16 protein-coding genes are annotated in these 15,374 nt (G+C 66.6%); 8 read left to right on the forward strand and 8 right to left on the reverse strand.

What is annotated here, in order from left to right:
- The first annotated feature begins 6 nt into the window (after positions 1–6).
- Positions 7–525: a Spy/CpxP family protein refolding chaperone gene (locus tag VSR82_RS02055; RefSeq protein ID WP_429459084.1), complete on the forward strand. Its 519-nt coding sequence runs from the start codon at positions 7–9 to the stop codon at positions 523–525.
- A gap of 112 nt (positions 526–637) precedes the next feature.
- A complete protein-coding gene (locus VSR82_RS02060) occupies positions 638–1,075 on the forward strand; it encodes a PGDYG domain-containing protein (RefSeq protein ID WP_498857467.1) in 438 nt (145 codons plus the stop codon).
- A gap of 18 nt (positions 1,076–1,093) precedes the next feature.
- Here VSR82_RS02060 and VSR82_RS02065 read toward each other — a convergent pair whose 3' ends face one another.
- From VSR82_RS02065 to VSR82_RS02100, 8 genes are all read right to left on the reverse strand, one after another.
- Positions 1,094–1,459, reverse strand: a complete 366-nt coding sequence (locus tag VSR82_RS02065; protein WP_018435589.1) for a DUF3022 domain-containing protein — start codon at positions 1,457–1,459, stop codon at positions 1,094–1,096.
- Positions 1,460–1,553: 94 nt separating this feature from the next.
- Positions 1,554–2,453: a YhfC family intramembrane metalloprotease gene (locus tag VSR82_RS02070; protein ID WP_429459080.1), complete on the reverse strand. Its 900-nt coding sequence runs from the start codon at positions 2,451–2,453 to the stop codon at positions 1,554–1,556.
- Positions 2,454–2,537: 84 nt separating this feature from the next.
- Complete coding sequence (locus tag VSR82_RS02075; protein WP_368587255.1) at positions 2,538–3,611, reverse strand: LacI family DNA-binding transcriptional regulator; 1,074 nt, start codon at positions 3,609–3,611, stop codon at positions 2,538–2,540.
- Positions 3,612–3,665: 54 nt separating this feature from the next.
- Entirely contained in the window at positions 3,666–4,631 is a 966-nt protein-coding gene (locus tag VSR82_RS02080; protein ID WP_429459078.1) for a 2-hydroxyacid dehydrogenase, read from the reverse strand.
- Complete coding sequence (locus VSR82_RS02085) at positions 4,631–5,920, reverse strand: MFS transporter (protein WP_429459076.1); 1,290 nt, start codon at positions 5,918–5,920, stop codon at positions 4,631–4,633. Before VSR82_RS02085 ends, VSR82_RS02080 begins: the two co-directional genes overlap by 1 nt.
- 113 nt (positions 5,921–6,033) lie before the next feature.
- Positions 6,034–7,017, reverse strand: coding sequence for a sugar kinase (locus VSR82_RS02090; RefSeq protein WP_429459074.1), 984 nt, complete (start codon positions 7,015–7,017; stop codon positions 6,034–6,036).
- Between the two features lie 100 nt (positions 7,018–7,117).
- Complete coding sequence (locus VSR82_RS02095) at positions 7,118–7,912, reverse strand: sugar phosphate isomerase/epimerase family protein (protein WP_429459072.1); 795 nt, start codon at positions 7,910–7,912, stop codon at positions 7,118–7,120.
- Positions 7,913–8,079: 167 nt separating this feature from the next.
- Positions 8,080–8,970, reverse strand: coding sequence for a LysR family transcriptional regulator (locus VSR82_RS02100; RefSeq protein ID WP_368587068.1), 891 nt, complete (start codon positions 8,968–8,970; stop codon positions 8,080–8,082).
- Between the two features lie 137 nt (positions 8,971–9,107).
- Between VSR82_RS02100 and VSR82_RS02105 the strand changes: the two genes are divergently transcribed.
- The 6 genes from VSR82_RS02105 (at position 9,108) to VSR82_RS02130 (ending at position 15,358) form a co-directional block, all read left to right on the forward strand.
- Positions 9,108–10,187 (forward strand): YeiH family protein, encoded by a 1,080-nt coding sequence (locus VSR82_RS02105; RefSeq protein WP_410847990.1) that lies wholly within the window; start codon positions 9,108–9,110, stop codon positions 10,185–10,187.
- A 202-nt stretch (positions 10,188–10,389) separates the two neighbouring features.
- A complete protein-coding gene (locus VSR82_RS02110; protein ID WP_368587070.1) occupies positions 10,390–11,127 on the forward strand; it encodes a glutathione S-transferase in 738 nt (245 codons plus the stop codon).
- 112 nt (positions 11,128–11,239) lie between these two features.
- Complete coding sequence (locus VSR82_RS02115) at positions 11,240–12,973, forward strand: ClcB-like voltage-gated chloride channel protein (RefSeq protein ID WP_429459071.1); 1,734 nt, start codon at positions 11,240–11,242, stop codon at positions 12,971–12,973.
- Positions 12,974–13,126: 153 nt separating this feature from the next.
- On the forward strand, positions 13,127–14,464 hold the full coding sequence (locus VSR82_RS02120) for a C45 family autoproteolytic acyltransferase/hydrolase (protein WP_410847987.1): 1,338 nt from the start codon (positions 13,127–13,129) through the stop codon (positions 14,462–14,464).
- Between the two features lie 216 nt (positions 14,465–14,680).
- Positions 14,681–14,935, forward strand: a complete 255-nt coding sequence (locus VSR82_RS02125; protein ID WP_368587073.1) for a hypothetical protein — start codon at positions 14,681–14,683, stop codon at positions 14,933–14,935.
- A gap of 192 nt (positions 14,936–15,127) precedes the next feature.
- Positions 15,128–15,358, forward strand: a complete 231-nt coding sequence (locus VSR82_RS02130; RefSeq protein ID WP_368587074.1) for a DUF2795 domain-containing protein — start codon at positions 15,128–15,130, stop codon at positions 15,356–15,358.
- Positions 15,359–15,374 lie beyond the last annotated feature (16 nt).

Genomic DNA, 15,374 nt, shown 5'->3' on the forward strand with positions numbered 1-15,374 from the left:
GTTTCGATGAAAAAAGCACTGGTTATGCTGGCTACGGCCGTTTCGATGGGCGGCGCGTTCGCTCAAACCGCCGCCGCGCCTGCCTCGGCACCGGACACAACGGCAACGGCTTCGGCAGCCAAGGCCGGTCACGAACGCAACGTCGAAGACCGTATCGCTTATCTGCATTCGCAACTGAAGATCACGCCCGCGCAGGAAACGCAATGGAAGGCGTTCGCCGACGTGATGCGCAGCAACGGCGAAACGATGGGCCAGCTGTTCGAGCAGCGCAAAGCCGCCACCAACGTGAGCGCGCTCGACGACATGAAACAGTACGCAACGATTGCGCAGGCGCATGCGGACGGCATGAAGAAGCTCGTCGATGCGTTCGAGCCGCTGTATAGCAGCCTGTCGCCGGAGCAGAAGAAGCTCGCCGATGCGACGTTCCACCATGGCGGCCCCGAGGGTCATCAGCGCGGCCATGGCAAGAGCAAGAGCGGCAAGCCCGCGGCCGAAGCCGCGAGCGACGCGACCGTCAAGCCGTAATGCAAGATCGCCCGCGGCGGGGGTTGCCCCGCTGCGGGCATCTGGCATCATTCGGGTGCGCAAAGCGGCGAGTCTCGCCGCAACGCCCCTCCCCTAATCTCCCACCCGCTTCATGACCGAACTCAGGAATCTCGATCTGCGTGACGATCCGCACGCCCAACGCGTCGTCAAGGACGAAACGGTAAGCGTCGAATTCGCCGCGGCCGTTGGCCAGTTGATGAGCCTCGAAGGCCCGAACCGCTATGTGCGCGGCGATGCGCTGATCACCGGCTCGACCGGCGACCGCTGGGTCGTGTCGCGCGAGCGCTTCGACGCGAAGTACCTGCCCGCCGACCCGGCGCTCGCGCACGGCGAAGCCGGCGCCTATCGCAACCGCCCGGCAGTCGTGCTTGCCCGCCGGATGGACGAGTCCTTCTCGCTCGCGCGCTCGGCGAGAGGCGGCGACGTGCTGCACGGCGCCGCCGGCGACTGGGTCATGCAGTACGCTCCCGGCGACTATGGCGTCGTGCAGGCCGCGCGTTTCGCGAAGGTCTATCGGCTCGCGGATTGAAGCAGATTCACCCGCGCTTCATGCGAACTCGTCGCCGAGCTCGACCGTGACTTCGCGCGGAACCGCCTCGCCGTTCGCGTACATCTCTTCGAGCGAGCCCAGGCTCGCTTCGACGTACGCGCGCAATACCGCGAAGCTGCGGCCACGCAGCCGCGCCGGCATCGCGCGATAACGCGCGAGCGCCGCGGGCGCGATCGCGACCGTCATCTCGATCCGGCGCGCGGTCGAACCGAAGCGCATCGCTACCCAGTGAATCGTCAGTGTGGGCGTGCCATTGTCGGCGGCACGCTCGATGAACTGCGTCTGCTCGGGAAACAGATCGCTGATGACGCGCGCGAGCTCGTCGAACTCCGGATGCGCGCAGTCGTATTGGTAAGCTTCCATGAAGGCTGCCGGGAAAAGAAGGTCCTGAAACGTAGGCGCATTTTAGAGAAACGCTGAAGGGATAGCGAGGCGCCTGCGGTCCAGGTTCATCCGCTTACGCCGCCGCCGGCCGCCGGTAACTCCGGATCAACAGTCCCGCGACGCACACCGCCGCCACCGCATAGATCGTATCGACCGCCGCGAGCGGCAGCAGTCGCGCCTGCGTCATCGCAGCAGGCGCGTCGATCAGCGCGTGCACCACGATCGCGAGCGGCAGGATGCCGCGCGAGCCGGCCCGCACGCCGCGCCACATCAGCACCGACAGGCCGATCTGGAACACCAGCGCCGCGATCCGTTCGAGCGCGAAAATGCCGGCCAGTTGCGGCGTCAGGCTCGCGAGAATCAGATGCACGCGCATCACGGCTTCGGCCGGCAGATTGCCGAGGTAATCGCCGAGCCGTCCGCGGTTTTCGAGCACCGCGAACACGAGCCACTGGAACTGCACGAGCACGCCGACCATCCATGCTTCCGCACCGCCATGGCCGAGGCCATAGCTCAGCGCGGCGCCATCGTCGGCGCGCAACGCGGCGGTGCGGGTGTCGGCGGTCGGGCTGGCGGCGGGGTTGGCCCCCGCGCTTGCAGCGACGCCGGTGGGCGCTTCCACGATCGACTTTTTTCGCACTGGCGGCCGCGCCGCCGCGCGCGTCATCAGCAGCCGCATACCGAAGAACCGCCCCACTTCCTCGCAAACGCCCGCCACCAGCGCACCATAGACGACGAACGCGAGCGGCTGCGAAAGGAACGCCGCCGTCGCCGCGTTGCCGCGCAGCAGATAGTCGTTCAGCGCACGCTCGATCACCATCGCGAACAGCGCGAACACCGCGACGCCGGCGATCGCGTCGCGCGGCCTGAGCGCGAGCGGACGGCGCAACTGCCGGTAAAGCAGAAAAGGTAAAGCGGCAATGACGAGCGTGGCGAGCGCGAGGCTCGCGAGGGTAAGCGGTGACACGACCATGAGTATCCTTGCGGGGTTCCTTGCAATCCCCGGCGCGCAACCGCTGCGCGCCGCAGCCCCGAATGATCGCAGATTGACCGGAAATCAGCGCGCGGTCGATGCACGCACGATCAGCTCGCCGGGCAGCAGGCAGTCGCGCGCGCCCGTCTGCGCGCCTTCGATGCGCTCGTGCAGGAATTCGACCGCGCGATAACCGATGTCATAGGTCGGCTGACGGATCGTCGTGATGCCGGCGAGCTCGGCCCAGTCCGGATCGTCGATCGAAAGCAGCGCGACGCGGCTCTGCCAGTGCGCGCCGTAACGCGCGTTCAGGTGCAGCGCGAGGCGCAACGCGACCGGCGCGTTGGCCGCGAACAGCGCGACGCGTGGAGCGGTGCCGGCCTCGCCCGGCGAGTCGATCGCACGATCCAGCTGCGCAAGGCCGCGCTCGACCGCAGTTTCATCGGCGAGATCGAGCACCAGCGTATGACCGCGCGCGCGGCCCTCGTCGCGCATCGCGCGATCGAACGCGTCGACGCGCAGCCGCCGCGAGCTGACCTGCTCGAACGGCTGCACGACGAACCAGATATGCTCGAAGCCCCGTTCGAGCAGATGCCGCGTGCCGAGCTCGGCGGCCGCGCCATTGTCGAGACCGACCATGTCGGCGACCAGCCCCTCGACGCGCCGATCGACCAGCACCGCCGGAATCCCGCCCTCGCCGACCGGCCGCAACGTCTCCTCGCGCACGCCTAACGCATTGACGATCACGCCTTCCACGCGATACGTGGTCAGCAGTTGCAGGTAACGGCGCTCCATCTCGACTTCGTTCGCCGCGTGGCAGATCAGCGGCATCAAACCGAGCGCGTGGCACGCGGCCTCGACGCCTTGCAGCACTTCGACGGAGTACGGATTGGTCAGGTCGGCGACCAGCATGCCGATCAGCCGGTTGCGGCCGCGCTTCAGGCCGCGCGCCATCTGGTTCGGCTGGTAGTCGAGCCGCGCGATCGCGGCTTCGATGCGCGCGCGCAGCTCGGGCGACAGCGCGCTGAACTCGCCGTTCAGATAGCGCGAGATGCTGGTCTTGCCGGTGCCGGCTTCCCGCGCGACATCGGTGATGGTCGCGCGGCGCGTCGGCGCGGACGACGGATTGGGTGGCGTGCCCGGCGGGGTCGTGCTCATTCGCTGATCGTTCGTGTCGGTCCGAGGGCGGCAGCTTGCGCGCCGCCCTGCGATTCACTTCGCCAGGACTTCACGATTGACGATGTTGGTCGTCAACGTGCCGTCGAGCGCGGCGACCAGGTTCTGCGCCGCGTTGAGCGCCATTGCATGACGGGTCTCATGCGTCGCCGAGCCGATATGCGGCAGCGCGACCACGTTCGGCATCGAAAGCAACGGCGAGTCGGCCGGCAACGGTTCGGTGTCGAACACGTCGAGGCCCGCGCCGTGAATCGTGCCGTTCTTCAATGCGTCGATCAGCGCCGGTTCGTCGACGGTCGCGCCGCGCGACGCGTTGATCAGGATCGCGCTCTTCTTCATCGCCCGCAGTTCGGCCGCGCCGATCAGATGCCGCGTTTGCGGCGTGAGCGGCACCTGCAGACAGACGAAATCGGACTGCGCGAGCAATTCCGCCAGCTCGACGCGCCGCGCGCCATACGCCTCTTCCGCCTGGCGGTTCGCGCTGCGGTTGGTGTACAGCACCTTCATGTTGAAGCCGAGCGCCGCGCGTCGTGCGACCGCGCCGCCGATCCGCCCCAGGCCGACGATGCCGATCGTCTTGCCCTGCACGTCGAGCCCGAACTGCGCGGGCCCGATGCTGGTGCGCCACTGGCCCGCCTTGACCCAGTCGGCCAGCTCGACGACCCGCCGCGCGGACGCGAGGATCAGCGAGAACACGGTATCGGCGGTCGATTCGGTCAGCACGTCCGGCGTGTGCGCGAGCACGATCCCGCGGCGCGTGAGGTCGTCGACGTCGAACTGGTCGTAGCCGACCGAGATCGTCGACAGCGCCTTAAGCCGGCTCGCGCCTTCGAGCATCGCCGGCGCGATCTTCACGCTCGCGCCGATGCCGCCGTCGGCATCGCGCAACGCGGCGACGAAAGCATCATGCTGTGACGGATCGACTTGCACGACCTGCGCATGCTGTTGCAGATAGCCGAGCACATCCTCGGGCAGCGACTTCCAGGCGACGATCTTGTTCATCAGCTAATTTTCCTTGCGACGGGGGGACGAGCGGGGTCGCGTTGTTCGGCGGCGGCCGGCTTGACGGCGAGCGTCAGGATCACCGCGGCGACGAGCGCCACGCTCATGAACGCATACGATGCCGCGGGCGAGCCGGTCGCGCCGTTCAGATAGCCGACCACGTACGAGCCGACGAACGAACCGAGCGCGCCCATGCTGTTGATCAGCGCCATCGCGCCGCCCGCGACGTTACTGGGCAGCAGCTCCGGCACGATCGCGAAGAACGGGCCGTACGGCGCATACATCGCGGCGCCCGCGATCACGAGCAGCGCATACGAGATCCAGAAGTGCGCGGAGCCGAGTCCGTACGACGCCGCGAACGCGATCGCGCCGATCAGCAGGAACGGCCACACGAACACCTTGCGGCGGTTGAGTTTATCCGATGCCCACGAAGCTGCAAGCATCGCGATCGTCGCGACCGCATACGGCAGCGCAGACAGCCAGCCCGTCTCGACCATGCCGATCGACGAGCCGTTCTTCAGGATCGACGGCAGCCACAGCACGAAACCGTACACGCCGATGCTCCAGCAGAAATACTGCGCGCACAGCTTGATGACCGCGGGCGTGCGAAACGCCTCGCTGTAGTTGCGCACCGGCTTGATCGCGGCCTGCTCGGCGCGCAGCGTCTGCGCGAGCGCGTCCTTTTCCGGCTGCGTGAGCCAGGACACCTGCTCGGGCTTGTCCTTCACGAGGAACCACCAGCACACCGCCCAGAGGATCGCGGGCACGCCCTCGGCGATGAACATCTGCCGCCAGCCGAACGAATGCACCAGATAGCCCGATACGACCGACATCCACAGCACCGTGACCGGATTGCCGAGAATCAGGAACGTGTTGGCGCGCGAGCGTTCGCTCTTCGTGAACCAGTTGCTGATGAAGATCAGCATCGCCGGCATCACCGCGGCTTCGACGACGCCCAGCACGAAACGAATCGCCATCAGCGACGGGATGTTGCTGACCATGCCGGTCAACGCCGCGCAGCCGCCCCACAGAATGAGGCTCCAGAACACGAGCTTCTTCACGCTGCGGCGCTCGGCGTAGATCGCACCCGGGATCTGGAAGAAGAAATAGCCGAGGAAAAACAGCGCGCCGATCAGCGACGCGAGCCCCTTGCTGATGCCGAGATCCTGGTTGATGCCGGCCGCCGCCGCGAAGCCGAAATTCGCGCGATCCAGATACGCGAGGCTGTAGGTGATGAACACGATCGGCATGATCGTCCACCAGCGGCGAATCGCAAGTGATGAGGTCATGAAAGTCTCCCTGGACGGCGTCGTCCTCGAATCAATGATGAAAAAATCTGGGCGCTGAGAGCGCTCTTGTTGTCGTCGATGCGGGTCGTCGATGCCTCGCAGTCCGCTGCGCGTCAGGCCGCGCTTGCGATGTCCGGCACCTCCGCCAGTTCCAGCGCGTCGAGTTCGGCGCGGCTCGGCAAGCCTTCGGAATCGCCGATCACCTGGATCGCGAGCGCGCCGATCCGGTTGCCGCGCGCGACCGCCTGCGCGAGGGTGCGGCCTTCGAGCAGCGCGCTGATCACGCCGACCGCGAAACCATCGCCGGCGCCGACCGTATCGACGACGTTCGCGACCGGCCGGCCGGCGATCGTCGCGGCATCGGTCGCGGTGCGGTAATACGCGCCCTGCGCGCCGAGCTTGACGATCACGCCGCGCGCGCCGCGCTCGAGGTAGAACTGCGCGATGTCCTCCGGCTGCGTGTAGCCGGTCAGAATCTCACCCTCGCCGATGCCGGGCAGCACCCAGTCGGCGAGTGCCGCGTGCGCGTTCAGGCCTTCGACCATCGCCGCGCGCGACGGCCACAGCGTCGGGCGCAGGTTCGGGTCGAACGAAATCGTCCTACCTGCCGCACGCATTTCGCGGGCCAGATGGAACGCGAGTTCGCGCGAACTCGCCGAGATCGCCGGCGCGACACCGGTCAGATGCAAATGACGCGCGGGCAGCACGTAGTCCGCGACGTAGTCGTCGAGCGACAGATGGCTCGCCGCCGAGCCTTTGCGGAAGTATTCGACCGCCGGATCGCTGCCGTCGTCGTTCTTCGACTTCAGCTGGAAGCCGGTCGGATAGCGCGCGTCGGTGCTCACGCATTGCTGGTCGATGCCCTCTTTCGTCAGCGTGTCGCGCACATACTGGCCGAACGAATCGTCGCCGACGCGGCTCATCCAGCCCACCCTGAAGCCGAGTCGGGACAAGCCGATCGCGACGTTCAGATCCGCGCCGGCGATGCGCTTCGTGAAGTGCCCAACGCCCGCGAGCGGACCGGTTTCGGCGGCGACGAACATCGCCATCGCTTCGCCGTAGGTGATCACGTCGAGGGCTGGGTACGGCTGGGTCATGCTGGGCTCCTGGTGGTGCTTCTGATGCCGATGATTCATGTTGCGTTGCGTTGCGTTGTTTGCTGCTTCGGTTGCTGCCTTGCTTGCCGCGCCCGTGGGTCTAAACCCGCGCGAGCCAGCTCACATAGTGCGCGGCCTCTGCGTCGATCCGGCTCGGGTCGAACGGAAACTCGATGCCGCGCGGCACATCGCGCGGCAGCTGGTCGAGGACCGCGCGGAATGTCGCGTCATCGTCGGCCGGCGCGATCGCGAAGCGCCGCGCGCCTTCGCCCGTGGTGGTCTTGCAATGGATGTATTCGACGTATCGCGCAAGCTGCGGCGCGATGTGGAGCGGCGCGACGTCGAGCCACGCCCAGTTGCCGGTATCGAAAGTCATACCGAGCGCGCCCGCGTGGCCTTCACGCGCGAGCGCGTCGAACAGCCCGACGAACTGCGCGGGCGAGCCACCCTGCGCCAGTTGCCCATTTTCGACGACGAGCCGTGGCTGCGCGCCGCCCGTGGTGCCGGTGGCGCTCGCCACGTGCGCGACGATCGCCGCGCCGTGAGCCTCGCCCGCGAAGCCGCCGAGTTGCAGCTTGACGAAGCGCGCGCCGAGCGCGGCCGCTTCGTCGAGCGCCAGACGCAGCGCGCCGGTATCGAGCTGGCCGTTAGCCGCGTACAACGATGCCGGGGTCGAGAACACCGGCCACAGCCCGAGATCGGCGATTGCAGCGCCGAGCACGCGCAGCCGTTGCGGGTCCGCGTCCGCGTCGCTCGCAAACAGCTCGCGGCGCACTTCGAAACCCGCCGCGCCGGTCCGCTTTGCCGCCTGCGCCCATTTCAGATGGCCGTCGGCGCGCACGGCGTTCACACCGAACGCGCTGGCGACGATCACGATGTCAATTGCATCAGCCATGTCCAACTCACTCAATTCTGACGCGAAACCGGCTTTGGAACCGGTTCCAACCGAACTTCGAAAAAAAGCGCCGAGGCGCCGCGATGTGCGAATAGTGCGCGGGACAGCCCTCCCGCACCATAGAGGAAATCCCCAGGCGCGGCGGCCGCATGCGGCCAGCGCTGCGGTCAGCCCTCGTCCGCGATACACATCGCCAGAAACTGTTCGACCACCCGCGACGGCGCGCTCGCATGCGGCACCAGAATCGACAGCCGCCGCGTCAGCGGCTGCGGGCTCAGGGACATCAGGCGCAGCGCACCGTTCTCGTGCCGCATCGACATCGCCGACACAAAGCCGACGCCCATGCCGGCCCGCACCGCCTCCTTCACGCCTTCGACCCCCGCGATCTCGAGCGCTACGCGCATCGGCACGCCCGCGCGCGCGAACTCTCGCTCGACCGTCTGCCGCACACCGGAGCCTTCCTCGCGCAGCACCAGCGGATACGCGCCGAACGCGGCCAGCTCGATGCGCCCGCCGTTGTCCGCCTGCGCGAGCGGATGCGAGCGCGGCATGATCGCAACGATCTCGTCCTCGCGCCACGCATGGACGACCGTGTCCGGCGGCAGATCGGCGCCGGCGGGACCCTCGATCATCGCGATGTCGACCGAGCCGAGCGCGCCGACGATCTCGGTCGTGTTGCCGTTGGCGGTGTGCACGGTCACGTCCGGATAGCGGCGATGGAATTCGGCGATCAGGTACGGCAGCAGGTAGCTCGCCGGCGTCGTGCTCGCGCCGATCCGCAACGTGCCCTGCTCCAGACCGCGCAGCGCGTCGCGATACGCATGCGCCTGCCGCCAGGTATCGCGCAGCCGCGCCGCATAGCTGGCGAGCTGCTCGCCGGCCGGCGTCAGCCGCACGCCGCGGCCGTCGCGCTGATACAGCGGCTCGCCGAACTCGTCCTGCAATTGCCGTAGCTGTCCGGACACCGCCGGTTGCGACAGATGCAGCGCCACCGCCGCCCGGCTGATATTGCGATGCTCAGCGACGGCAGCGAACGTTATAAGTTGATCCGGGGTCATCTCGATGAAATATCCGTGAGGCCGATACTTCACATTCTAAATCACGATTTTTCATATTGATATATCTAATTTAGGATTAGCCCCATTGCTGCTCATGCAGTTCCGTGCAAGTTCGCTACGAAGTCAGGCACCCAATCATGTCCACATCCACCGTCCCGCTCACTGCCGCCTCGCCCGCGCTGTCCACCCGCGGCCAGCTCAATGGCGTGCTGTTCGTCGCGTTGTTCGCCGCCGCCGTCACGCGCATCGCCGCGATTCCGGCGGTTGCCGGTCTTGGCCTGAGTCCGCTGATCGTCGGCATCGTCGCCGGTGCGATCTATGGCAACGCGCTGCGCGACAGCATGCCGGCCAGCTGGGCGGCGGGCGTCAACTTCTCGGCGCGCAAGCTGCTGCGCATCGCGGTCGCGTTTTTCGGCTTGCGCGTGAGCCTGCAGGAAATCGCCCAGGTCGGTCTGCCGGGCCTCGCGGAATCGGTGCTGATCGTCGTCAGCACGCTCCTGATCGGCACCTGGGCCGGTATCAAGATCATGAAGCTCGATCGCGACACCGCTCTGCTGACGGCGGCCGGCAGCGCGATCTGCGGCGCGGCCGCGGTGCTCGCGTTCGAATCGACGCTGCAATCGAAGCCGCACAAGAGCGCGATGGCGGTCGGCACCGTCGTGCTGTTCGGCACGCTGTCGATGTTCCTGTACCCGGTGCTGTTCAACGCAGGCTGGCTGCATCTCGATACGGTCGGCGCCGGGCTGTTCTTCGGCGGCACGATCCACGAGGTCGCGCAGGTGGTCGGCGCGGCGAGCAACGTGAGCCCGGAAGCGACGCATATCGCGACGATCGTCAAGATGACCCGCGTGATGCTGCTCGTGCCGGTATTGCTGGTGGTCGGCCTGTGGGTGAACCGCGCGGCGCGCGGCGCGAACGATGGCAGCACGGACGGCGCCGCCCCGCGCAAGCTTGCGATCCCCTGGTTCGCACTCGGCTTTCTGGCCTGCGTCGCGATCAACTCGCTGCATGTGCTGCCGCAAAGCGCCACCTCGTCGCTGAACCTGCTCGACACCTTCGCGCTGACGATGGCGATGACCGCACTCGGCATGGAAACGCGGATCTCGCAGATTCGCGAAGCGGGTCCTCGCGCGCTGACCACCGGCCTGATCCTGTATGTGTGGCTGATCGCCGGCGGACTGGGCATCACATGGGCCGTCCAGCACCTATTGCGCTAAGCCGCCGCCGGCTTCGCCGCCTTCCCCGACACTCCGCCGCGCGCGGGGTTTTGGGCTTTCTGGCGCCCCATCCGGCCCGCTCACACGGCATACTCGTTGCTGCGAACTTTGCTTCCACAACCCGCCTGTACGCATGGTCCGATGGCAGCGGTGAAACCGCCTTCCCGCGACGCGTCCCGGCGACCGGAATGAGGATCGATCGATGAGCCTGGAACTGTACTACTGGGATGGCCTGCAAGGCCGCGGCGAATTCGTGCGGCTCGCGCTGGAGGAAGCCGGCGTCGACTACGTCGAAGTCGCTCGCGGCAAGCCTTCGAAGGGCCTCGGCACCGAGGCGATGATGGCCGTGATGGACAGCCCCGACGAGCCGTATCCGCCGTTCGCGCCACCGTTTCTGAAAGACGGCGATCTGGTGATCCCGCAGACCGCCAACATCCTGTTCTATCTCGGCCCGCGGCTCAATCTCGCGCCCAGGGTGGAGAGCCTGCGCTACGTCGCGAACGGCCTGCAACTGACGATCGCCGACGTCGTCACCGAAGCGCACGACACCCACCATCCGCTCGCGAGCGGCCTCTACTACGAGGAGCAGAAAGACGCGGCGAAGGTTCGCGCGCACGATTTCATCGACCATCGGATTCCGAAGTTCATGTCGTACTTCGAGCGCGTGCTCGCGCAGAATCCAGCCGGCGACAGCTTCATGGTCGGCGACGCGCTGACCTATGTGGACCTGTCGATGTTCCAGCTGATCGATGGCCTGCTGTATGCGTTTCCGCGCGCGCTGAAGCGCTTCGGCGAGCACTATCCGCGGCTCGCCGCGCTGCACGACAGGGTGATCGCCAGACCGAACATCGCCGCGTACCTGAACTCGGACCGGCGCATCGCCCATAACGAAAGCTGCGTCTTCCGGCACTATCCGGAACTCGACAAGGCGGCGACTTGAACCGCGCCGCCCTCCCCCGCCTGCTCGCCGCCGCGCGCCCGCCATTCGAGGCGGGCGCGCTGCTGTTATGGCGCGCGTTTTTCAACCCCCCATCACGCCCCGTACCGTCGACGTGCTTTCATTCCTGCTGAAGCTGCGCACCCGCGCCCAACGCCTTTTCCGCCTCTCCGATGCCCACACGATGCTGGTCTGGTCGGTCGTGGTCGGCATTGTCGGCGCGTTCGCCACCGTTGCGTTTCGTAAAGGCATCGAACTGCTGCAACTGGCGATCACCGGCCACTCCGGCAGCTTCGTCGAAACGGCGCGCAGCCTGCCGTGGACCGTGCGCATCTGGGTGCCGGCCGCAGGCGGTCTGGTCGCCGGCGTGTTTTTGCTGATCGCGCAGCGTCACGCCGACAGGCACCCGCACTCCGACTACATGGAAGCGGTCGCGATCGGCGACGGCGCCGTGCCGGTGCGCCTGAGCCTGTGGCGCAGCGTGTCGTCGCTGTTTACGATCGCGAGCGGCGGCTCGATCGGCCGTGAAGGTCCGATGGTGCAGCTCGCGGCGCTCGCCTCGTCGCTGATCGGCCGCTGGGTCCACTTCGATCCGCCGCGGCTGCGCCTGCTGGTCGCATGCGGCGCGGCGGCCGGCATCACGTCCGCGTACAGCGCGCCGATCGCGGGCGCGTTTTTCGTCACCGAGATCGTGCTCGGCTCGATCGCGATGGAGAGCTTCGGGCCGGTGGTGGTCGCGGCGGTCGTCGCTAACATCACGATGCGCGAATTCGCCGGCTACAAGCCGCCTTACGAGATGCCGGAGTTTCCGACCGTGACCGGTCCCGAGGTGCTGCTGTTCGTCGCGCTCGGCGCGCTGTGCGGCGCGGCCGCGCCACAGTTCCTGCGATTGCTCGATGCCTCGAAGCGGACCTTTCGCAAGCTGCCGGTGGCGCTGCCGGTGCGGCTAGCAATCGGCGGTCTCGTGGTCGGCATCATTTCGGTCGCGGAGCCCGAGGTGTGGGGCAACGGCTATAGCGTCGTGAACTCGATCCTGCATTCGCCGTGGACGTGGACCGCGCTCGTGCTCGTGCTCGTCTGCAAGCTTGCGGCGACCGCGGCGACGGCCGGCTCGGGCGCGGTCGGCGGCGTGTTCACGCCGACGCTGTTCGTCGGCGCGGCGGTCGGCTCGCTGTTCGGTCAGGGCATGCACGCGTTGTGGCCGCATGCGACGTCGGCCGCTTATGCGTATGCGATGGTCGGCATGGGCGCGTTCCTCGCGGGCGCGACCCAGGCGCCGCTGATGGCGATCCTGATGATCTTCGAGATGACCTTGAGCTATCAGGTCGTGCTGCCGCTGATGGTGTCGTGCGTGGTCGCGTACTTCATCGCGCGTGCGATCGGCAAGACCTCGATGTACGAGATCACGCTGCGCCGCAATCGCGAGGAGCAGGAACGCACGCGGCTGCGCGCGACGCAGATGGGCGAGCTGATCCGCCCCGCGCAAACCGTCGTGCCGCCGAACGCGACCGTGCACGACATGACGCGCGTGTTCCTCGAATATCCGGTCAAGTATCTGTACGTCGCGAACGACTCGGGCGCGTTTCTCGGCGTGGTCGCGCTGAAGGACATCACGTCCGATCTGCTCGACCGGACCGACACGTCGATGAAAACCGCCGCCGATTATCTGCAACCGCATTTCGACGTGCTGACGCCGGACATGTCGCTCGCTGTCGCGTTACAGCACTTCATGGCGTTTCAGGGCGAGCGGCTGCCGGTGATCGAAAGCACCGCGCATCCCAAGCTCGCCGGGGTCGTCTACAAGACCTCGCTGCTCGACGCGTACTTCCGCATGAATCCGTCGCGCTAGGGCCTTCGCGCAAGCTTCGCGGCGTGCGATGCAAAGCGCCGCGGATTCTCTACAATGAACAGACCGTCGGCCCTTTATGCGGCCGGCACGCGTGAGCCCAGCATGGGCGCAGAGGCAGCGCCCGCCTTATACGCCGTGTAGTCGGAGCCGCAGATGAGCGAACCGTCCCCCGAGGCCGTACGCCGCGATCAGGCCGGCTGGATTTTCGTGCATATCGAAGGCGAGCCGTACGATCGCGGCGAGCAGCACGGCCAATTGCTCGCCGACGAAATCAGAAACGCGATCCGCACCGCACGCTACCTCGCCAGGTGGGACACCGGCGAAGAGTTCGACACCTTCGTCAACGCCGCGACGAGCCAGTTCGCGAGCAAGCTCGACACCGAATTCGCCGACGAAATTCATGGCATCGCCGACGGCGCGAAGCTGCCGTTCGCCGAAGTGCTCGCGTGGAACGGCTACATGGATCTGCTGCAAAGCTGGTGGCCGACGCATGCGGCGCAGGCTCAGCCGCATCTGGGCGCGAAACTGTGGCGCGGCCGGCGTGGTCACCACTGCAGCGCGTTCATCGCGACCGGCAACGCGACGCGCGACGGCCGCATCGTGATGGCGCACAACTCATGGGACCGCTACGCGGCCGGCGACGCGTTCAACGTCGTGTTCGACATCGTGCCCGACCGCGGCAACCGCATCCTGATGCAGGGCCTGCCGGGCTGCATCTCGAGCCTGACCGATTTCTGGGTCACGGCGGCCGGGCTGATGATCACCGAAACGACGATCTCGAACTTCGCGGGCTACAACCCGGCCGGCGCGCCCGAGTTCTATCGCTCGCGGCGCGCGTCCCAATATGCGAACAGCATCAAGGAATGGTGCGACATGTTCTCGCTCGCGAACAACGGCGGCTACGCGAACAGCTGGCTGCTCGGCGACACGAAGACCGGCGAGATCGCCCGTTACGAACTCGGCCTGCACTATTCGGGCTTCGAGACCACCAAAGACGGTTTCTACAGCGGCTACAACACCGCGACGGATCTGAAGATCCGCAACCAGGAATGCATCGGCGAAGGCGAGGACTATACCGACGTGCGCAAGAACGGCGCGCGGCGTCTGCGTTTCATGCAGCTCGAGGAAATGCATCGCGGCAGCATCGACGTCGAACTCGCGAAGCAGATGATCGCCGATCATCACGACGTCTATCTCGATCGCAACGACAACCCGTGCTCGCGCACGATCTGCGGGCATCTGGAGCTCGACGACGCGCGCTTCGGCGGCACCGATCACGGCCCGTTCAATCCGTGGGGCGCGAACGACGGCAAGGTGGTCGATAGCGAAATGGCGCGCGAGATGGCGTTCTCCGCGCGCTGGGGCCATCCGTGCGGCCGGCCGTTCGACGCGCAGGCGTTCATGAAGCGGCATCCGCAGTGGAACTGGCTGAACGGCTATATGCGCGACCGGCCGTCGTGGCCGTGGACGCGCTTCGACGTGCTGCGCTAACGCATGGCGGACGCGCGCGCCGGTTCGTGCGATGATGGAATCTACAAAACGGTTTTGTCGCAAATGTGCGCGCTTTGCAGTAATTGCCATCTAAGATGGTAAGGAGCTCGGGCCGCGCAGCGCCACACCGTCCTTGGCTTGCACCGTCCTTTCGACGCGGGACGGCACAGGGTTTGCTCGATTGTCAGCGCCGCATGAGCTTTAGGAGGTCGGGCGATGAAAACCTCGACACTGTTAATCATGGTGACGCTGTCAGCCTCGTGTTTCGCCGCGCCGGTTCATACCGCGCCGGACAGCAAGGATTCCATTACGCTTGCGCAACGCGTGGACGCCGCCCCGGTCGCGCCTCCTGCCCCGGACGTGGCGAGCGCGGACGCGAACCGTCCGCAGCACTGGGAGCATATTGCGCTGCCAAAGTCCCGACATCTGGAACGCAGCCTGACCGGGCAGCACGAGCATTTGACCACGTGAGGGCGGCCGCAACGGCGGGCGATCGCGCGGCCGCGACGGCGCGCCGGCCCGGCTTGCGCCGGCTGTCATGAAGATGGGGTGGCGATGCGCGCGGGATTGCGACACACTGCGAGAAACTCATCGCGGCGAGGCACTGGCTTTTCGCGGCGGCAATAACGACGTGACCAACTCGAGCTCGACAGGAGCATGCGCATGACGGCCTCGGACATCCCCGGCGAATCGATCGATCTGCAGATCGCCGACCTTCTCAGCGAAGTCCAATTTCCGACCAACAAGGATGCGCTCGTCGACGCGGCGCGCGAAGCCGGCGCGAGCAACGAGGTGCTGGCGATGCTCGATAGCATGCCGGAGCAGGATTACGTCGATATCGAGTCGGTCACGCGCCTGATCGGCGGCAATTACGGTCCGGGCCTAGGCATCTGAAGCCGGATTCAGACAC

The sequence above is a fragment of the Burkholderia sp. JPY481 genome (genome assembly GCF_038900515.1).
Lineage (GTDB): Bacteria > Pseudomonadota > Gammaproteobacteria > Burkholderiales > Burkholderiaceae > Paraburkholderia > Paraburkholderia youngii.